At 38.3% G+C, this 20,620-nt stretch carries 18 protein-coding genes; 12 read left to right on the top strand and 6 right to left on the bottom strand.

The genetic code is table 11. The features are described 5' to 3' along the window. Window positions 1-11: 11 nt before the first annotated feature. Window positions 12-347 (bottom strand): hypothetical protein, encoded by a 336-nt coding sequence (locus tag ACSHXM_RS02800; protein ID WP_435687200.1) that lies wholly within the window; start codon window positions 345-347, stop codon window positions 12-14. Between the two features lie 303 nt (window positions 348-650). Here ACSHXM_RS02800 and ACSHXM_RS02795 point away from each other — a divergent pair, with 303 nt between their 5' ends. The 5 genes from ACSHXM_RS02795 (at window position 651) to ubiB (ending at window position 8,194) form a co-directional block, all read left to right on the top strand. Continuing rightward, on the top strand, window positions 651-3,980 hold the full coding sequence (locus ACSHXM_RS02795; protein WP_435687199.1) for a DUF7133 domain-containing protein: 3,330 nt from the start codon (window positions 651-653) through the stop codon (window positions 3,978-3,980). Between the two features lie 49 nt (window positions 3,981-4,029). After that, window positions 4,030-4,908: a sugar phosphate isomerase/epimerase family protein gene (locus ACSHXM_RS02790; RefSeq protein WP_435687198.1), complete on the top strand. Its 879-nt coding sequence runs from the start codon at window positions 4,030-4,032 to the stop codon at window positions 4,906-4,908. Between the two features lie 208 nt (window positions 4,909-5,116). Next, window positions 5,117-5,896 carry a bifunctional demethylmenaquinone methyltransferase/2-methoxy-6-polyprenyl-1,4-benzoquinol methylase UbiE gene (gene ubiE, locus ACSHXM_RS02785; RefSeq protein ID WP_435687197.1) on the top strand — a complete coding sequence of 260 codons (780 nt, stop codon included), beginning with the start codon at window positions 5,117-5,119 and terminating at the stop codon, window positions 5,894-5,896. 1 nt (window position 5,897) lies between these two features. Beyond that, the gene (locus ACSHXM_RS02780) at window positions 5,898-6,554 is read left to right on the top strand and encodes a ubiquinone biosynthesis accessory factor UbiJ (RefSeq protein WP_435687196.1); all 657 of its coding nucleotides are present in this window, start codon (window positions 5,898-5,900) and stop codon (window positions 6,552-6,554) included. Then, entirely contained in the window at window positions 6,551-8,194 is a 1,644-nt protein-coding gene (gene ubiB, locus ACSHXM_RS02775; protein ID WP_435687195.1) for a ubiquinone biosynthesis regulatory protein kinase UbiB, read from the top strand. The genes ACSHXM_RS02780 and ubiB overlap by 4 nt, the downstream gene beginning before the upstream one ends. A gap of 24 nt (window positions 8,195-8,218) precedes the next feature. On the opposite strand, the gene ACSHXM_RS02770 is transcribed toward ubiB, so the two are convergent. Beyond that, window positions 8,219-9,148 (bottom strand): hypothetical protein, encoded by a 930-nt coding sequence (locus ACSHXM_RS02770; RefSeq protein WP_435687194.1) that lies wholly within the window; start codon window positions 9,146-9,148, stop codon window positions 8,219-8,221. A gap of 195 nt (window positions 9,149-9,343) precedes the next feature. Here ACSHXM_RS02770 and tatA point away from each other — a divergent pair, with 195 nt between their 5' ends. From tatA to hemB, 6 genes are all read left to right on the top strand, one after another. Further along, a complete protein-coding gene (tatA, locus tag ACSHXM_RS02765) occupies window positions 9,344-9,622 on the top strand; it encodes a twin-arginine translocase TatA/TatE family subunit (RefSeq protein WP_435687193.1) in 279 nt (92 codons plus the stop codon). Beyond that, a complete protein-coding gene (tatB, locus tag ACSHXM_RS02760; protein WP_435687192.1) occupies window positions 9,622-9,924 on the top strand; it encodes a Sec-independent protein translocase protein TatB in 303 nt (100 codons plus the stop codon). Before tatA ends, tatB begins: the two co-directional genes overlap by 1 nt. A gap of 2 nt (window positions 9,925-9,926) precedes the next feature. After that, on the top strand, window positions 9,927-10,685 hold the full coding sequence (gene tatC / locus ACSHXM_RS02755; protein WP_435687191.1) for a twin-arginine translocase subunit TatC: 759 nt from the start codon (window positions 9,927-9,929) through the stop codon (window positions 10,683-10,685). Between the two features lie 83 nt (window positions 10,686-10,768). Further along, window positions 10,769-11,581 (top strand): TatD family hydrolase, encoded by an 813-nt coding sequence (locus ACSHXM_RS02750; protein WP_435687190.1) that lies wholly within the window; start codon window positions 10,769-10,771, stop codon window positions 11,579-11,581. Continuing rightward, a complete protein-coding gene (locus ACSHXM_RS02745) occupies window positions 11,571-13,010 on the top strand; it encodes a sensor domain-containing diguanylate cyclase (protein WP_435687189.1) in 1,440 nt (479 codons plus the stop codon). The genes ACSHXM_RS02750 and ACSHXM_RS02745 overlap by 11 nt, the downstream gene beginning before the upstream one ends. 20 nt (window positions 13,011-13,030) lie before the next feature. After that, on the top strand, window positions 13,031-14,026 hold the full coding sequence (gene hemB, locus ACSHXM_RS02740) for a porphobilinogen synthase (RefSeq protein ID WP_435687188.1): 996 nt from the start codon (window positions 13,031-13,033) through the stop codon (window positions 14,024-14,026). A 201-nt stretch (window positions 14,027-14,227) separates the two neighbouring features. Here the strand turns inward: hemB and ACSHXM_RS02735 are convergent, their stop codons facing one another. The 4 genes from ACSHXM_RS02735 to rhlB all read right to left on the bottom strand — a co-directional run bounded on the left by ACSHXM_RS02735 (window position 14,228) and on the right by rhlB (window position 20,171). Beyond that, window positions 14,228-16,054 carry a putative bifunctional diguanylate cyclase/phosphodiesterase gene (locus tag ACSHXM_RS02735; RefSeq protein WP_435687187.1) on the bottom strand — a complete coding sequence of 609 codons (1,827 nt, stop codon included), beginning with the start codon at window positions 16,052-16,054 and terminating at the stop codon, window positions 14,228-14,230. A gap of 12 nt (window positions 16,055-16,066) precedes the next feature. After that, on the bottom strand, window positions 16,067-17,182 hold the full coding sequence (locus ACSHXM_RS02730; protein ID WP_435687186.1) for an FIST signal transduction protein: 1,116 nt from the start codon (window positions 17,180-17,182) through the stop codon (window positions 16,067-16,069). A 209-nt stretch (window positions 17,183-17,391) separates the two neighbouring features. After that, a complete protein-coding gene (locus tag ACSHXM_RS02725) occupies window positions 17,392-18,912 on the bottom strand; it encodes a Ppx/GppA phosphatase family protein (protein WP_435687185.1) in 1,521 nt (506 codons plus the stop codon). Continuing rightward, complete coding sequence (gene rhlB, locus ACSHXM_RS02720) at window positions 18,909-20,171, bottom strand: ATP-dependent RNA helicase RhlB (protein WP_435687184.1); 1,263 nt, start codon at window positions 20,169-20,171, stop codon at window positions 18,909-18,911. Before rhlB ends, ACSHXM_RS02725 begins: the two co-directional genes overlap by 4 nt. A gap of 102 nt (window positions 20,172-20,273) precedes the next feature. On the opposite strand from rhlB, the gene trxA reads away from it, so the two are divergent. After that, window positions 20,274-20,600 (top strand): thioredoxin TrxA, encoded by a 327-nt coding sequence (gene trxA, locus ACSHXM_RS02715; protein ID WP_235313324.1) that lies wholly within the window; start codon window positions 20,274-20,276, stop codon window positions 20,598-20,600. The last annotated feature ends 20 nt before the right edge of the window (window positions 20,601-20,620 follow it).

Raw genomic sequence — 20,620 nt, 5'->3', positions numbered from 1 at the left:
AGCTTCTTAACTTAAAGATGAGTAGCTGATACTTTGTGTTGTACCGCAGCAACTAATTTAGATTTACTCTCTAATTTTTTCTGAGCAATCACTTTAATCAACATTTGTTGAGGATCAAATTGAACTGTCGCCATAACATTAGGGTTTTGTTGTTCCATCTTCAAAGTGAGTTCTTTTTGTTGTGCAAGATATGTTTCGCTTTTAGAAATCAGAGATGCAGTGCAGCTTTCATCAACTGTATATCCCTTCAAATCTACGCAATTAAACATACTTTTAGGCGCCTCTTTAGCAAAAACAGTGCTAGAAAAAAGGCATAGAGTCGCTACCGATAAGATTTTTGTACGCATATGAAATAACCTCTATTGCTACATTTCATTTACATAATAACACAAGAACCCAATTTAGAGAATCACACTTTTGTTACAGTTATATGACAGTTGATTATTATTTTAAATTATCAGTTTACTTCGATTTATTATAAGTAGATTTTTGGGGGAACTATACAACGCCGAATTTGTTGCATTGCAGACGGAATATTAACTATCAAAAAAGGAGCTTTTTGGCTACCATCTTTGCAAAGTTATATTTACAGATCGTTAACAATGAACTACTTGAAAACACTATTTGTCACCTGCCTATTAGTAAGCCCAATGGCCTTAAGTGCTGCGGATAAGAAAGTAGACTTAGACGTCAGAGTAAAAAGTTTTTCTATCCCAGACGAATTCAAAGTTGATGTTTGGGCAGACAATTCTCTAACTCAAAACCCCGGTTACTTTTATTTTGACTCACAGGGTCGAATGTTTATGACCGAGATATATAGAATTGATAGCGGTACAGAGGATGTGAGACGTTTATCTCCTGCTGCGACTGTAGCCGACATCGAAATCGTTACCATGGAAGATCGCTTAAAATTATATAAAGATTTTGCAGAAGAATTTCCACACAATCAAAAAGCAGAAGGCCCTGCAGACCAAATTGTACTAATTCAGGACACTAATGGCGATGGCACTGCCGATAAATCTAATGTCTTTGCGGGTGGCTTCAACGAACCACTTGAGGGTTTAGGCGCGGGTGTTATCGAACGTGATGGCAAAGTGTATTACACCAATATCCCTAACTTATGGATGTTGGAAGATAAAAACAATGATGGGGTGTCGGACGAAAAAATTTCATTACAATCTGGATTCGGTACTCGTGTAAGTTTTATGGGCCATGATATGCACGGCTTAGTTTGGGGACCGGATGGTCGCCTATATTGGTCTTTAGGAGATCGTGGCTACGATGTTACTACCAAAGAAGGTAATACATACACAGAACCTAATTACGGAGCGGTTTTCAGATCAGATCCAGATGGTTCAAATATCGAAGTGTTTTATGTTGGTTTACGTAACCCACAAGAACTAGCATTTGATGAATTTGGTAATCTGTTTACAGCTGATAATGATGGTGACCGTAGTGACACAGAAAGGGTCAATCACTTAATCGAAGGTGGTGATTCTGGCTGGCATGCTGGCCACCAAACTATTATGAGCTTTACTCAAAAATTAGATTTACGCTCATCTAAATATACTGGAGATAAAGATATCCCGGTTGCATGGTTAACCAATGATATGTCAACTCCGCGCAATGACAAACAACCTGCATATATTTTACCCGGAATTGTACAGTTATTCAGAGGCCCGTCAGGTTTTGCTTACAACCCTTCGAATTACTTTGGTGAAAAATGGCGTAATAGCTTTTTCATTGCTCACTATGGTGGCTCACCAACAGGTTCGTATATCACCACATTTAAAAACCAAAAAAATGGTGCATCATTTATAGCCTCAAAACCTGAAGTCTTTATTAAAAACGTTAATGTAAGTGATATTGATTTTGGCCCAGACGGTAAGTTTTATATTTCAGAATTTAATTTTGGTGGATGGAAAAGTGAAGACCAAGGCGCGATTTATTCTGTAGACCTAGAAAATAAGCCCGCAAAATTAACCAAGCAGCACAAACACTTTAACCAACTATTAATTGCGGATTATGCAGAAAAGTCAGTGCAAGAGTTAGCTCAATTATTGGCGACTGACCACCAACGTATTCGCCAACAAGCCCAGTTTGAGTTGGCAAAACGCGGACAACAGGCTTTCACTCAATTTGATTTATTAGCACACGATAAAAGCAAAGATATATTTTCTCGTATCCATAGTATTTGGGGTCTAAGCCAATTAGTACTTAATCACACAATTAGCAAAGAAAAACTAGCTTCTTTGATACCTCTTTTGCAAGACACGAATGAACAGGTACGTATTCAAACTGCACGAGTACTTGGCGATCATAGTGCTGATTTTGCTCAAAATGCTTTGATTAAGAGCTTAGCGGATAACAATGATCAAACCGCTATGTATGCAGCTATTGGTTTAGGGAAAATTGGCTCAGCAAGTGCTATTCCCATAGTTGTTAAAAAGCTAATTCAAATAACAGACAAAGACCTATGGCTACGTCATGCCCTTGTGATGACATTAAGAGGGGTCGATAAAAAACATTGGATCCAGCATAAAAATCATCAATCCGAAGAGGTTCGTCTAGCTGTACTGTTAGCCTTACGTGCATTAAAAGATGAACAAGTTGCAGACTTTTTAACTGATAACTCACAAGATTTAGTCAACGAAGCAATAGTAGCCATCGATGATAAAGCCTTAGTAAATGTGCGAGGGAAAGTGGCAGCACTACTTAATCCAAAACTTGAAGCTAATAATCCAGTTGAAGAATTTGTGCATCATAGAATTATTAATGCGAACTTCAACGAAGGTGGTATTGAAAATGCTAAACGACTGTTAACTTATGCTAGTCACCAAGGTTTAAATGGGCGTCTGGCCTCAGAAGCTTTGGCAGCAATAGAAGGTTGGAATGACCTTAACCCGATCGACACAGTGACAGGTTTACCCACTCTAGCAAATAAGTCTCGTGCAAATATTGATAACCTAGTTGTTCAATCCTTGCCTAATCTTTTCGACAGCACCAAAGGCCAAGCATTAGTCCAGACAATGCGCATTGCTAAAATGTATGAGTTTGAGTTATCTGAAACTGTCTTGGCTAAGATTGCTCAAGATCAAACAGCTGATGAAGATATTAGAATTCAAGCGTTGAGCTTATTGTCTGAAAGATTTAAATCCAAAGGCCTTGCAGTAAGCAAGCAACTACTTACTTCTAAAAGAAATAAAATAAAGAAAGCAGCCTTAAAAATTGTCTTGGGTAACGATTCAAAAGCAGGCCAAACAACTCTTGCTAAGTTCTTATCGTCTGACTCAATTAATTTAAATAAAATTGCTTTATCAAGCATGCCTGAGAAAACAAACTCTAAAATCGATGAGCTAATTTCTAAGAAACTTGAAGCCTTGCTTAAAGGAGAAGGTGAAGGTGCTTACGCTTTAGAACTGATATCAGCAGCAGAAAAGAGCAGCACCCCTAAGGTGAAAAATTTGCTTAATCAGTACCAACAAAAAATGCAAAACAGTGATGTGCTAACTCAGTTTTCAAGCGCCCTATTAGGTGGAGACCGACAAACAGGTAGCAACTTATTTTATACAAATGGGTCGGCTCAATGTATTCGTTGTCATATCGTTAATCGTAAAGGTTCAAATGTAGGCCCAGACTTGAGTGACGTAGGTAAAAAATACTCTGCCGAGTACCTAATAGAAGCCATGGTTGATCCAGGTGCCACAATCGCTCCTGGCTACGGTACGTTTAATCTTACTATGCATAACAATGAAGTGATTAGTGGACTATTCTACGCTGAAACCGAAACAACGCTCACGCTAGGAAAAGAAGACGAAGGGCTTAAGACGTATCAGAAATCTGAAATCAAGAATATTCAACGACCAGCATCAGGTATGCCACCAATGAATTATATTCTTACCAAGCCCCAGATACGTGATTTAGTCGCCTTTTTAACCACTCTAAAAGGCAAGAAAAAGAAGAAAAAAATAGCTCATTAATTTTTAACTATTAGTTTGCTCACTAAGCAAATAACCGAAGGTATACAACATGAGAAAAATTATACTATCTTGCTACTTAGCTCTGACTTTGGTCGGACTAACTGCTTGTTCTAGTACACAGACAAACAAAGCTGATAGCATTCAGGTGCCTCCAGTCAGCGTGCAACTTTGGTCAGTCAAAAATGCACTTAAAGCCGATTTTAAAGGCACCCTAGAAAATATCTCAGAAATGGGATTTAGCGGAGTAGAATTTGCTGGTAACTTTGGTAGTTATGCAAACGACCCTGAAGGTTTAAAAACATATTTAGCCTCAATCGGGCTAAAAGCCAGTGGCGCTCATGTGGGTTTTAAGCATTTACGTGGTGACAAGTTAGCCCCCACCTTAGACTTTTATCAAAAACTAGGTGCTGAGTTAATCATTATTCCAGCAGATGGTCGCGCATGGAGTGCTGATGGTGTTGCAGATTTAACCAAAGAATTAACAGCATTGTCAGTTAAGCTCGCTGAAAAAGGTTTGCTTATGGGTTATCACAACCATGATATGGAGTTTGACTCTTTCGAAGGCTCGACATATTGGGATTACATTGCTCAAAACACGCCTAAAAGTGTATTTCTACAATTAGATGTGGGCTGGGTAAATTTTGCCAAACAAAATGCTGTCGAATATGTAAAAAAATATGCCGGCCGTACTTTAACCACCCACATAAAAATCAGAACTTACAAAGGAAAAGATGCCAAAGAAACGGGCAAAAGTCCTTTCATCGGTCAAGACAGTTATGATTGGGCGACACTCATCAAAACCCAAATGGAACATGGCGGCACACGCTGGTTAGTGCTAGAACAAGAAGAATATCCAAATGGACTAAATGAAGTGGAATCTGTAGCTAAATCTAAACTTGGTTTAGATAAAATTATTCAATCTTTATAAGTCGTATTAAACCCAACTGGCTAAATAAGTCAGTTGGGTAGCTTCACCTTCTCCCCCTGCTCTTCTGTATCTTATCCAGATTCAAATTAACTAGATTGCCTTCAAGCTCACGCAAATTTATACCCAAGATATAAAATTACCAAACCAACTCTGTTGACTCGCTTCTTTATTGGGTAAACTAGCAACAGATTAGATCTTAGGAACATTCATGAGCGATTCAAACTCAAGCGAGTCACATACCCAACAGCAAGATACGACTCATTTTGGCTTTAAACAGGTAGACAAAAATCAAAAAGTAAACATGGTAAAAGACGTGTTTCAATCTGTTGCAGCTAAATATGACATTATGAATGATTTAATGTCTTTAGGTATCCACCGCTTATGGAAGCGTTACACAATAGATTGCAGCGGAGTTAGAGCAGGACACAATGTTCTCGATCTTGCTGGAGGAACAGGCGACTTAACCGCTAAGTTTTCGAGAATTGTTGGCGAATCAGGTCAAGTTATATTGGCTGACATCAATGATGCTATGTTAAAAGTAGGTCGTGATAAATTACGTAATCTAGGCATAGTGGGTAATGTGGATTATGTACAAGCAAATGCCGAAGAGTTGCCTTTTCCCGATAACACATTCGATATTATCACCATTGCTTTTGGTCTTCGAAACGTTACTGACAAAGACAAAGCCCTTGCTTCTATGTACCGAGTTTTAAAACCAGGTGGTCGCTTATTGGTATTAGAATTCTCCAAACCTAATAACGAATTATTAAATAAAGTTTACGATACGTATTCATTCCATCTTTTACCTAAAATTGGCCAACTAGTGGCAAATGATGGGGATAGCTATCAATATTTAGCCGAGTCAATTCGTATGCATCCGGAGCAAGAAGTATTAAAAAGCATAATGGATAATGCAGGTTTTGAACAAACCACTTATCATAATTTGACTGGGGGCATAGTCGCTTTGCATCGAGGTTTTAAATTCTAATATGCCATTACCGCAACTTGTCACCTCAGGGATCGAACTCGCCTTAAACGGCTTGCTCGAACTTGACTCCGATAGCCAGAAGCGCTTAAGTAAGTTGTCCGGTAAATCGTTACAAGTCACAATAAAAGAACTGCCATGGCCGTTATTATTTAGTTTTTCCGATCAGATAGATGTAAGAATTGCACCTGACGAAGCGTCAGACCCAGCTGTTGATTGTCTCATTGAATTAAATTTAGAAACCTTACCTAAACTAAAAGATTCAAGTCAATTGACCCAACTTATTCAGCGAAAAAAATTAAACCTTATTGGTGATATCTATGTGGCCCAGACTTTCAGTAGTTTGATAAAAGAGTTGGATATAGATTGGGAAGAACAACTTTCTAAATATACCGGTGACATTGTGGCTCACCAAACCTTTTCGACTACAAAATCCTTTTTTGAAAAAACAAAAAATCAATTAGATAAAACAGCAGAAAAACTAGCCGCAAACCTACGTCAACCAAACTCTGTCACTATTTCTCAAAATGAGTTTATTTTGTTTAGCGAAGACGTAAGTGAGTTACGCAGTAACACCGAACGATTAGCAGCTAGAATTACATTTCTAGAACAAGCGGCCTTAGCAGAAAACAAACCGGATAAGGGATCACCAGACCAGTGAGAATATTTCGCCTATATCACATAAACAAAGTCATGTTAGAACATGGGTTAGATGAAATGATCCCGAATAAATGGCTACCTTGGTACGCTAAGTTAGGTCGCGGCTTGTTCTTTTGGTTAGGCAATAAACACAAAGACAAGTCTGAGGGTACACGAATAAGATTAGCCCTACAGACGTTAGGTCCTGTCTTTATTAAATTTGGCCAAATGTTATCAACACGCAAAGACTTATTGCCTAGTGATATCGCTAAAGAATTAAGCATTCTTCAGGATCAAGTAGAGCCCTTTGATAGTGAACAAGCTCAACAAATCATTCGCCATGCCTTTGGGTTGACCTCGATTGACGAGTTATTCAGCGAATTTGATACAAAACCATTGGCGTCAGCATCCATTGCTCAAGTGCATTCTGCCAAGCTACAAAATAAAACCACAGGCCAAGAACAAGATGTCGTGGTCAAAGTCATCCGCCCCAACATAAAACAAACTATTCAATCTGATATAGAGTTAATGCGTACCTTAGCGGGCGTGTTACAAAATCTACTGCCTGACGGTAAACGATTACGTCCAGTAGAAGTAGTCGAAGAATATGAGCGCACCATAATCGATGAGCTAGATCTGACCCACGAAGCGGCTAATGGCATTCAATTTAAGCAAAACTTTGAAAACTCTCCTGCCTTGTATGTCCCCAAAATATACAGTGACTATTGCCATAGAAATGTATTGGTTATGGAGCGAATTTACGGCACGCCAATTTCAGATATTGAACAATTAACAGCTCGTAATACTAATTTAAAACGATTAGCCGAACGTGGTGTTGAAGTCTTTTTTACCCAGGTTTTTAGAGATAGTTTTTTTCATGCAGACATGCATCCTGGCAACATTTTTGTTGCATTCGAAAACCCACAAGACCCACAATATATCACCATAGACTTCGGCATAGTTGGTACATTAACCCGCGAAGATAAACGATATTTAGCTGAAAATTTTATCGCCTTTTTTAATAGCGATTATAGGAAAGTAGCAGAGCTGCATGTAGATTCAGGCTGGGTACCTTCCGACACAGATATAGATGATTTTGAAGCGTCAATTCGTAAAGTATGTGAACCCATTTTTAAAAAACCTTTAGCTGAAATTGAGTTTAGCAATGTGTTGTTGCAACTGTTCAACACCGCTAGACGATTCAATATGGTGATACAACCACAACTCGTATTACTACAAAAAACCTTGTTATACATCGAAGGTTTGGGCCGTCAGTTATATCCACAACTGGATCTTTGGCAAACCGCTAAACCCTTCTTAGAAAACTGGCTAAAAGAGCAAATTGGCTTTAAAGCGATGTATAACAAAATATCAGCCAACCTACCTTTTTGGTCTGAAAAATTACCAGAGATACCTGATTTAATTTACGATTCATTGAAACAGGTTAAAACCCTGCCAGAACAACAAAGACTACAATTTGAAAAGCAGCAAAATCAACTCAAACAACAACATAAAAGTAGTCAACTCGTTATGATTGGTTGCACCTTTATTATTGTGGCTAGCGTTTTACCTATTTATCAGAGTTTAATGTGGCCAAGCATTACCGGCGCGGTTATGGGTGTCATAAGTTGGGTTGCAGCATGGAAAATTAAAAAGGACTGATTATTTACGACTAAAACAATTCACTTAATATTTACTAAAATATCCTTCAACCCTAAGAGCAATGCCATAAGAAGCTGAGAAGCCTTCATTTCGGCGCCACATTACAAAGGGTTCTAATTCAAAAAAAAGCCATTCTCTTAAAGCATTTTTTCTCCATCGGGTACTGATCAAATACTCTTCAATTCTATAGTTAGGTTGGCTATTGCCTTCCAAATACAGGCCACTGATCAAAGCCGTATCTGCATCTAGTTGTTTTAGATTTTGCCAATTGTGCTGCCAAAACCAATCGTTCGTTCTGTCTCTAAAGTAAAAATGATTATTAAAACGGAAGAGGTCTGAATCGCTAAAATCATATCCAAATTGGCCCGTGACTTCTGCCCCGAAACCATCCTTAGAATATATATATGCGGCAGTTTCCCATCGAAATGACGTTTTAGGGGAAAGCTGATGAAAGTTACGATATCGACTTTTAGCAAATACTTGTAGTTTTCTGCCGATTCCTAATCGATGAGAAAAACCGCTATCAGGTGTACTCTTCCAACGCAAAGCCAAACTAAAACGATTTTGTTCTGGGTAACTTTGATTCTGTAAAACATTTAGAGAGCTATCAGCTTGCTCATCATCATAATCAGACAAAATGACATCAACCCTATTTTTTAATTTCGGTAGTTTGAAACGCACTTTAAACCGCGTTTCAAACTCATTTAAATCTCTGCTTCTAGGCTCCCAGCCTAAACGTATTCGTGCTTCACCATTTGCAGGGGTATCTGTAGGAAAATCTTCTAAGGCAAAAAAGTTATCAAACCAAACAGCTGTTGACCCCACAGAACTCACTACATTAGTGTGCATAGAGTCTAACCAAAGATAATCTTGCTGGTTTTGTTGTGCGTTAACTGAGCTAAATAGCCCAATATAAACCATACAAACCAGCAGTATTTTCCATATTTGTTTCAAATACCCAACCTTATCAACAAAACCAGTTGTACTTTATCCGTTAAGATAACTTTAGCAGTTATAAAAGCCGCTTAAGTGAATTTTCTTTCAGTAACCTAGACTTATATTATTAATTTACATTTAAAACCATCAAACCCAGTGACCTTTTCTTGTAGAAACGTATAATGAAGTAGATTAAAAATATTGGAGTATTTTATGTTTGGCATTAGTCCTATGCAGCTGCTAATTATCCTAGCTATTGTGGTTTTATTATTCGGAACAAAAAAATTACGTGGAATGGGTGGTGACTTAGGCGGCGCTTTAAAAGGCTTTAAAAAAGCCATGAGCGACGAAGACGCTGATAACAAAACAAACAAAGATGCAGATTTTGCAAAAGCTGAGTCAAAGCCAGATGAAAAAGTTGAAGACAAATCAACGGAATCTGTAGATGCATCAGCAAAGCAAACCAAGAGTGAACAGAAAGAGTCTAGTTAATGTTTGATATTGGCTTTTTTGAAATATTGATTATTGGTGTATTAGCCTTAATTGTACTTGGCCCAGAAAGATTACCTGGGGCAGTGCGCTCAACCATGAAAACAGTGCGTGGTATAAAAGGTATGGCAAATGGATTTAAACAAGAAGTAGAACAACAATTTAAAATCCATGAACTACACGAAAATCTTAAAAAAGCGGAACAAACTAACTTAGAAAATCTCTCCCCTGAATTACAGGAATCTGTTGACGAACTCCGTGAAGCAGCAAAATCTGTACAAAAACCCTATTCTAAAGAGCAATAAAAGTGTCCGAACCCAACAGCTTAGTTGCCCATTTAATTGAGCTTAGAAGTCGCGTAATGAAGGCATTCTTAAGTGTCTTTGTAGTGTTTTTATGCCTGGTATATTTTGCTCAAGATCTATATCACTGGTTAGCAACACCTTTATTAGACACCTTACCCGAGGGCGCTGAGATGATAGCGACAGACGTCGCCTCTCCATTTTTTGCGCCTTTTAAATTAACCATGGTTTTATCATTTTTCATCGCTATTCCAATGGTTTTTTATCAAATTTGGGGATTTGTAGCTCCAGGCTTATATAAAAATGAAAAACGCTTAGTTGCCCCCTTACTTTTTTCAAGCACCTTGCTCTTCTATCTAGGAATGGCCTTTGCTTATTATGTGGTTTTTCCCTTAGCGTTTGCCTTTTTCAGCAGTGTTGCCCCTGAAGGCGTTGTTATAAATACAGACATTAGCAGCTACTTAAATTTTGTATTGAAAATATTTTTTGCATTTGGTTTATCTTTCGAAATTCCTGTGGCAATAGTACTGATGTGCTGGACAGGAATGACAACCCCCGATGCACTGCGAGCTAAACGTCCCTATGTGATTGTTGGCGTGTTTGTAGTGGGCATGTTACTCACACCACCTGATATTATTTCTCAAACCCTGTTGGCAATACCGATGTGGATTCTGTACGAATTTGGCATAATTGTTGGTAGTGTATATTCACGTCCAAAGCCCGACGATGAAAACAATGAAGATGAAGAAGCTGAAACCAACTAAAATTTCTTCATGTATCTCTTGAGTAAAATATTGGTATTCATTTGATAATCTAACAACACGTTTCACAATGGGAACTTAGCCTTATGTTTTGGTGTGATATTGGGGTCAACTTTACGGATAAAAGACTCGATCTAGAGCCAGTGCTAAGCCGTTCTATCGCATCCAATGTTAATCAAATCATTATCACAGGCACTTCTCTAGAAATTAGCCAGCAAGCTATAGAATTAACGACACTCCACCCTAAACACTTATATGCAACCACTGGCGTACATCCTCATCATGCCAGTGAATTTAACCAAGATACGTACTCACACTTGAAACAGCTCGCGAATAATCCTCAAGTAGTTGCTATTGGTGAATGTGGACTCGATTTTAATCGAAACTTTTCAACGCCAACCGATCAAACCTATGCATTTGAACAACAATTAAATCTTGCTTGTGAATTAAAGCTGCCAGTTTTTTTACATGAAAGAGATGCATTTGATTCACAAATCACCTTATTGCAAAAATACAAAAATGATTTAGTTGGTGGTGTAGCGCATTGTTTTACGGGTAATAAAGAACAAATGGCAGAGTACTTAGCGTTAGGATTTTATATTGGCATTACTGGTTGGGCATGCGATCTCAAACGAGGAATTGACTTACGCGAAGCATTACAACATTTGCCACTAGAACGCTTACTATTAGAAACAGACGCCCCCTATTTACGGCCCAAAGGTTTAGCAAATAACCGTAAGGTCGATAAAGGAAATAACGAACCAGCCTATTTGCCGTTCATTGCTGAGAAAGTAGCCGAGCTCATGAAGGTAGAACTCAGGGAGGTAAACACAGCTAACATGCGTAATACTCAAACTCTGTTTAACATCACTCCCTTAGGAACACTTAATGGGATTTAACCTAAGTGCAGAAAAAAATCGTCAGCATTGGTTAACATACGGTGGTAGCTGCGTTTTACTAATACTACTCACGGCTTCTTTTTTGTTTACCCCCATGAGTGACTTAGTGGGTTTTTTACTCCCTTGCATTTTAACCTTGAGCTTTATCAATTTAAGTATTTACTTATACACTCAATCAGCGCAATTTGGTTGGTACGCTGCTGTTACTGCGCTCACCTGTTCAGTGTTAACCTCATTCCCTCTTCACTTTGCTTCGGATGAAGGATTAAGCCTTGAGTTTATCTCAGTTTATCCACTCAACCTTATAATCAACCTAGCTTTATTAATGGCAATAATAACAGCAATCATGCACTGCCGTTCAATTCTAAAAATACATAAAACAAGCCAAGTGATAGACCTAACAATAAAGGCTTATTTGTTTATCTTGTTAATCCTTGTTGGAGTAAATCTATTTATTGCTGCAAATACAGCTATGTATTTGAGTTTTATTTTTGCCGGTATTGGCCTCACTCTGCTTGTCATACTCAACGCCTATGCTTGGCATAAAAAAGAGAAACCGGCAAAAGCATTAACAATCGGTTGGGCCATATTTTCGATATTAGTATTGGTTCAATTAATCCAGAATATAAATCAGTCCTTTGATGTGTATTTGTCTGCCTTTTTATTATTGAGCGGCCTTTTACTCAAAGCCTACTTTGTCACTACTTCAAGCTTAACAAGCTATATTCAAATACAGAAAAACCTATGGCAAACAGAAATAAAGACATTAACAGAAGACAAACAACTATTACTTAACCAAGCAAAAAAGCTGTCAGAACAAGAAAATGAAACTGAAGAGCTTGAATATAAAGTACAAGAACGCACTTTAGAATTAGAAATAGCCTTACGAGAATTGTCTGAAATCAATAGAGAATTAGAAAAAAAGAACACTTTAGATGCACTCACTGGCATAAAAAATCGCAGTTATTTTGACAAAAAATATCAAGCTGAAGTCCGCAGAAGCAGAAGAGAACAAACACAACTCTCGATAGTCATGTTAGACATAGACCACTTTAAAAGTGTTAACGACCAGTATGGTCACTTAGTCGGCGACGAGTGTATAAAAACAGTAGCACAGACTATTCAAGCCGCACTCAAACGGCCTAGTGACTATGTGTGCCGTTACGGGGGCGAAGAGTTCGCACTTATTCTACCTAGCACAGAGTTGACCGGCGCCTTGGATTTAATTGAGAGAATTCGTCAAACCATTGCAGATACACCAATTATTATTGATGACGTAAAAGTACAAATTACTGTTAGTGCAGGGGTCGCAACTGCCATAGCAGAACAATCAGAAGATTCATTATTGGCTTTAGCCGACAAACAATTGTATAAAGCTAAAAATACTGGAAGAAACAAAATATTAGGAAGTGAATTAATTCACAACTAACTAGCTCAACAGGATCCACAATGTTCGAACAATTTCCTCAAAGTCGCATGCGCAGACTACGTAAACAAGACTTTACCCGCCGATTAATGGCCGAAAATCAGCTAAGTGTAAATGATCTCATTTACCCTATGTTTGTGCTCGAAGGAGAAAACCAAAAAGAAACTGTTTCTTCAATGCCTGGTGTGGAAAGGTTATCTATCGACCTGTTGGTTAAAGAAGCTCGAGAGCTAGCAGAATTAGGTATCCCGGCTATTGCCATATTTCCTGTGACACCCGCAGAAGCTAAATCCTTATGTGCCAAAGAAGCCTTTAACCCTCAAGGTCTAGCACAAAGAGCAGTGCGAGCATTAAAAACCGCGGTTCCTGAGCTTGGAGTGATCACAGACGTTGCCTTAGATCCTTTTACATCTCACGGTCAAGATGGACTGATTGATGAAAGTGGTTATGTATTAAATGACGAAACCATTGAAGTCTTAATCAAACAAGCTTTATCTCACGCCGAAGCAGGCGCTGATGTTGTGGCGCCGTCAGACATGATGGATGGCCGTATTGGTGCCATACGACAAGCATTGGAAGAAAATGGTTATATCAACACTTGTATCATGGCTTACTCAGCTAAGTATGCTTCGGCTTATTACGGGCCTTTTAGAGATGCAGTGGGATCAGCGGGCAATATCAAAGGTGGCGATAAAAAGAGTTACCAGATGGATCCCGCCAACTCTGATGAAGCACTACGAGAAATTGCTCTAGATCTGCAAGAAGGGGCGGACATGGTCATGGTCAAACCTGGCATGCCGTATTTAGATATTGTGAGACGCTGCAAAGACGAATTCAAAGTACCAACATTCGCTTATCAAGTAAGTGGCGAATACGCTATGCACAAAGCCGCCTTTGCTAATGGTTGGTTGAACGAAGAACAAGTGATTCTAGAATCACTATTAGCCTTTAAACGAGCAGGAGCAGATGGCATTCTGACCTACTTTGCTAAGCAAGCCGCGCAACTTCTGAACAATTAAAAATCTAAATAAGTGTGTGACTTAACCAACAATTTCTTGCAACGCCCCTACGTGGGCGTCGTATGTACGAATACCCTATTCATCTAACGACAAACAAGTTCGTGGTCTACCGTCTTTATCAATATTTCTAAAACCCAATTAGCCAACATCAGAAAGTTACTGCTTAAAAAAAGCTTATAAGATCAATCAATAAATATAGTCTTATTGCATTAGCGTTAGAAATTCTGACTGCGGTTTTGGTTTGTGGAAATAATAACCTTGTATGGAGCTAATATTTTTACCAACTAAATAGCCGGCTTCAGATTGGGTTTCGACACCTTCGGCAATACACTCTAGTTGCGAATAATCACATATATCGCATACCGCATTAACAATCAGTTGATGATATTTCGAGCTTTCTATATTTTTGATAAAACTTCGGTCTATCTTAACTGCTTGTAACGGTAGTTTATTTAAATAAGACAGTGAGGAGTAACCACTACCAAAGTCGTCTAACATACAGTCAATGCCAAATTCCTTTAACATTTTCAGTTTTGCAATTGCCAATTCGACATTGTCTATCGCCACACCTTCGGTAATTTCGATTCGAACATGTCTATAGTTAATTTTGTGCTCATCTAAAATCGATACAAAATGTTGTACAAAATTAGCTTGGCTAAACTGCCTCGGGCTTACATTAATACTAATATAACTGGGTTTATTAGAGTTTAGGTCGGTATTTATCTGTTGCAGCAACTTACACACTTCGATTATTACCCATTGGCCAATATCTATGATTAAGCCAGATTCCTCGGCAATTGGAATAAATTCTGCGGGACTAACTTGCCCCAATTGTGGACTATTCCATCTTAACAAAGCTTCTGCGGCAATCATTTCAGCACTCGAATTAACCAGTGGTTGATAAAACAATTCAAGTTCATTTCTGGCAACTGCCAATCTCAAATTTTTCTCAATTTGAGTCCGTTTATCAGAATAAGCCTGCATCTCTGAGCTAAAAAAACCATAACCATTACGATTTCCATGCTTAATTCGATACATAGCTAAATCAGCATTTTTTAATAAAGAATTGCATTGTTGTTGAGCACTCAGATCCGAAGCTTCCTCCAAAGGAAACAAACTTATCCCTGTACTGATAGTGACAGAAAAGCTATTTTCATCGATATAAAGAGGTTTAGACAATTGAGCCGAAAGCTCCTGCGCTATCCCTTTCGCTTTATTCACGGCTTTGCTCTTATCTTGACTCAAGTTTGTTACCAACAATACAAACTCATCTCCCCCCATACGTGCAAAAGTGTCATCTTTGGTGACACATTTTAAAAACCGCTGCGCAATAAATTTTAAAACTTCATCGCCAACACTGTGACCAAAACTATCATTAATCACTTTAAAGCGGTCTAAATCAATAAATAAGACAGCACCAAAATGCTTACTTTGTGCTGATCTATCCAAGGCTTGAGTTAAACTCATATTAAACATTTTTCGATTGGGCAGACCGGTCAGTGGATCTAACAATGACTGTTGAATGAGAGATTGTTCAGCATTTTTTCTGGCAGATATTTCTTCAATTAGATTTTGATGTTCAACACAAGCTAAACAACTGGTAGCCAACTTTTCGACTAATGGACTAAGAGCTTCAAGAATTGTTGCTTCTATAGCTTGATGTTTTCGCTCTAGAATTAAAATTCCAAAATTGGGAATTACAAATAAATAGTAAAAATAATCATGTAATTTACATTGATAATAAGTATTAACTTTTTGTTTGAATAACTCCCCTGCATTTTTAAGCAAAAAATCATTTTCTAAGTCACAATTTTTGGGAAATGAAAAACTAATATGATTAGTACCATGGCTACTTTCATCTGCCGTGGACAAATTATGGATCACAGATACCGCACTCAAACTAAGGCGAAGCTGAGCCCTTTGCATAAATAAACTAAGCATTTTTTCAAGATTTAAATCTGATCCAATTGTCATAGACAATTCGTGCTGAATAGAAATTAGCTGTAATGTGCGAGCGATAGCGTCCATGTATCTATTTCCCTATTCAGTTACAACAGCTACCACTGCTGTTTTGTTATGGAAATGCACTGCACCTGACTGTCCTGATGCAATTTCTCCAAGTACTAACGCACCAAACAAGCTGGATTCAGTACCTAAAGTAGAGGATATTTGTTCTAATTCGGTGTCAAACTTTTCTTCTAGGAAAAGGTTTCGACTAATACAATCAAAAAGAACTCCCTGAGCATCCGAAGTGGTTTTTATCGTACTTTTGACGGCCAAAACAGCGGCATCTATTAAATGTTCTGATTGGCCACTTAACACATACAGCATGGTATTTTCAGGTATTTTACCGACACAAACTAATGCATTACCCTCACTGGTTACAGGGTCACGCACCAATATATCGTCATCTAAACGTTGAATACCAAATGGATAAGTTTTTGCTATATCAAAAAATTCGTTTTCGCCAAACAAGCGGCCATCATGCTGTTCAACGACTTGTTGATATACCTGTAGTGCCGGTTGGAAATTAAGCTGCAGTATACGATTATCATCTACTTGGTTGGCTAAAAATGGTCCCGCCAACACTTCCCAACCATGACCAATTGCCAAATTAAAATCCAATTGAATTGCCACGATAAGCATGGCATCCGCACTCATGCCATGATTGGAAAACAAACAAGGCTTTTGTTCAAAACTTAAAGAGCCGGCTCCACCTCCAAAAACTTTTATACTTTGCCCGTAATGCAAAAAGATTTGATTCAACGCATAATCAATATTCCGTGAGAGACCATCAACCAAGACCATCAAGGATTGATATTGGTTTAATTCAAAATCGAATTTCAATTCAGACTCTGTCACTGTTTGCAGATTTGGATACAATTTGACTTCAATCGGCATAAATACTGGGATCAGCACCATGCCTTTTTTAACTGTTTTTCCTTTATAAACTATTGCGGGGAACACCCCACCAAATACGGGTGAAGAGATCGTCTTTAAATATGCATCAAAAAAATCTAGCTGATGATAACTTTCGTCACAACATAGAATAAAGATGCCTGAAGGTTTCTCCAGTTGCAGGGTTTCTAACATACTAGAAAGCGACGCTTGGCTTACATCCTGTAAATACTTACCTGTTCCAAAAATATTCAGCATATTTAAATTACAAAAATATAGGGAAGAATATCAACCTTACTGAAGAGAAGGGCAAATGTCTAATTTGCATAGATTTAATAGGATAGAAAATATGTTACTAAATATTGTTTAGAGTTTTACACTTTTAAAAACTCGAATAATAAGATTTAGCTTTGATAAACCGCAAGCTAGGAGTTTACTAAATTTTTGTAACCAACAATTAATGCTGGTTAGTTACACTCCAACTTCCAGCCTACTTTATGTTGTTGCCACTTTTCATTAGCCAGTTCAGCATCAATTAATGGATGCGATTTAAGCCATCCTTTAGGGAAAGTAAGCACCCACTCTTCACTATTAGTCTTTAAATCAAATTCAGCCAATAAATGGTCTTTACGACGAATAGATAAAATACACGCCAAACGCAAAATACGTGTTAGTACTTGCAGGGCATTACGTACATCCGGATGGAAAGATTCAAAAGCCGTTAACAAAATATCTTGCCTGTGACTTTGCACTAACGTTTTAATACCTGAAACTTGTTGCTGGGTATAACCCACCATAGGTAAATAACTTAATATATACGCCCCATGTTTATGGTGCTGTTTATATTCGATGTGCATGCCCAATTCGCTTAACATGGAAGCTGCAATTAACATGGGTTCACATTCAATCTTGTTTAACTCAAGCTGCTTTTGAACTTGCTTAAACATAGTTAATGACAGGTTTTTTACACGGTTGGCATGCTCTGCCTCGATGTGAAACCTATCAATAATTTGTTCAAGGGTTTGCGTTCGCCTGTCATTTTGCTGCATGTTGTCTAACATGCCATAAATGAGCCCTTCTCTCAGAGCGCCACCTGAGATTTGCATTTCTTGAATATCTAAAGTTTCAAATAAGGCAATCAGAATAGCTAGTCCACTGGGAAATATGGCTCGTCTAGACTCTGTTAAACCATCAATGTCTAACATTGGGATCGTCACACAGTCGATACATTGCAACTTTAAATTGTGTAAATAATCAAGACGTATGGAGTCACTAATGCCTTGTGTCACCAATATTTCTGTAATGGCTTGAGGCGTACCAGAAGCCCCAAGACATTGTTGCCAATTAAAACTCAAAAAGTCTTCGGCTATTGGTTCTAATAAAGATTTAGCATGCTGGATTGCGTTTTCAAATGCTTGTTCAGATATATTGCCATCAGCAAAAAAGCGCTCTTTAAAAGTAACACAACCCATATTCATACTAACGAGATGAATAGGGTTCATGTCGTTACCCACAATGACCTCGGTGCTAGCACCTCCGATATCAATAACTAACGAGTTGCCTTGATTGGCAGAAGTGTATGCAACACCCAAATAGATCTGCCTAGCTTCTTCTTCACCATCAATAACATTTAATTTGTGATTAAGAATTTTTTCGGCTTCATTAATAAACACATCAGCATTGGCAGCTAAGCGAAGCGTAGCGGTACCAACGATTTTAATATTAGGTAAAGGGATATCTTGTAGACGTTCTGCGAAAACCCTAAGGCAATTCCAACCACGATCTAAACTAGCTTGGTCGAGCACCATATTCTCGTCTAGACCTGCAGCCAAACGCACTTTTTGTTTTACTTTTCCTATTATATGTACACTTCCAGCAGACACTCTAACAACCACCATATGGAAACTGTTAGAGCCTAAATCTACTGCAGCATACAACTGCTCTGGTTGAGCAAAGGGAGCTATGACTTCTACGTGTTCTTTATTCATCTATTTCGATTTGGGCGAGGTCCTGAATGACGTTTTTGATGGCTTCTGCCATTTTGCATACGTTTTTTAAACCTTGGTTTAGGTGGCGAGACATCTCGAATTAAATCATTCGGGTTATATTCTGTCACCGGAATAGAGTGCTGAACATACTCTTCTATGGCAGGCAAGTTTAGTGAGTATTTCTCACAAGCAAAACTGATAGAGGTACCACTTTGCCCTGCGCGTCCTGTACGCCCTATACGATGCACATAGTCTTCTGCATCGTCTGGTAAATCATAATTAAATACGTGACTTACAGAAGAAATATGTAGACCACGGGCAGCAACATCGGTTGCCACTAAAATATCAATTCCACCAGAAGTGAAGTTTTCCAATATTTTAAGTCGCTTATTTTGTGGGACATCACCACTTAACAAACCAACTCTGTGATTATCTGCTTCTAGCCAATCAGATACGCGTTCACAACTATGTTTAGTATTTGCAAAAACAATGGCTTTTTCTGGCCATTCTTCTTCCATCAAGGTCAATAACAAATAGGGTTTGTCATCATCTGACGGATAAAATAATTCTTCTTTTACTCGTTCTGCCGTTTTACGCTCTGGTTCAATTTGTACGTGAGTAGGGTTATCCATGTGTTCATAGGCCAACTCTTGCACTCTGTAAGACAAGGTTGCCGAAAACAACATACTCAAGCGTTCAGTTGGTTTAGGCATTCTTCTAAATAAATATCGAATGTCTTTAATAAACCCTAAATCAAACATTCGATCGGCTTCGTCTAACACCGCTACTTGGATATTGTCTAACGAAAAGATGTTCTGTTTGTAGTAATCAATGATACGCCCGGTGGTACCAATAATAATATCTACACCTTCTTGTAACTTTTCACGTTGACTTTGATAACCCTCGCCCCCATAAATGAGTCCAAGTGACAAACCAGTGTGTTTGCTAAGCAATTCAGCGTCATTAAATATTTGCACAGCAAGCTCACGGGTTGGAGCCATAATAATTGCTCTAGGCTGACGTTTTGAGTCTTGTTGGTTAGTTAACAAATAGTGAAAAGTCGCAACCAAAAAAGCAATGGTTTTACCGGTTCCTGTTTGTGCCTGACCTGCAATATCATTACCTTCGAGTAAAGGAGGTAAGCTCAAAGCCTGAATAGGCGTACAGTGATTAAAATTCGCGGCAGATAAAGCTTCAACAACCTGCGGGTGAATGGCTAAGTCTGAAAAATGTGTTTCGGTTAAATGTGTTGTTTGCATAGCTTATAGCTTATCATTGCTTGCATTAAAAACCAGTTTCTATATAACAATCATTAATACGTTGAATATATATCAGCGTAAGAAAAAATTACGGAGAAAAAAATGAGCGACAAAATTATCACCTTGTCTGACGATAGTTTCGAGGCCGATGTTATCAATGCTGCTGGTCCTGTGTTAGTTGACTTTTGGGCTGAATGGTGTGGCCCTTGTAAAATGATCGCACCAATTCTACACGAAGTGGCCGATGAGTTTGACGGCAAGTTAACAGTTGGCAAGCTGAATGTCGATGAAAATAACGAAACACCACCTAAGTATGGTATTCGTGGAATTCCAACTTTATTGTTATTTAAAGATGGAAACGTCGCTGCAACTAAAGTCGGCGCTTTATCAAAAGCCCAACTAGTAGAATTTTTAAACGAAAATATTTAATTATTTTTGTTACTACTAAC

Origin of the sequence: Paraglaciecola sp. (assembly GCF_051252315.1) — a bacterium.
Taxonomy (GTDB): Bacteria; Pseudomonadota; Gammaproteobacteria; order Enterobacterales; family Alteromonadaceae; genus Paraglaciecola.
Note: the sequence above shows the minus strand (reverse complement) of the source record. Positions and strands in the feature narration are given on the sequence as shown.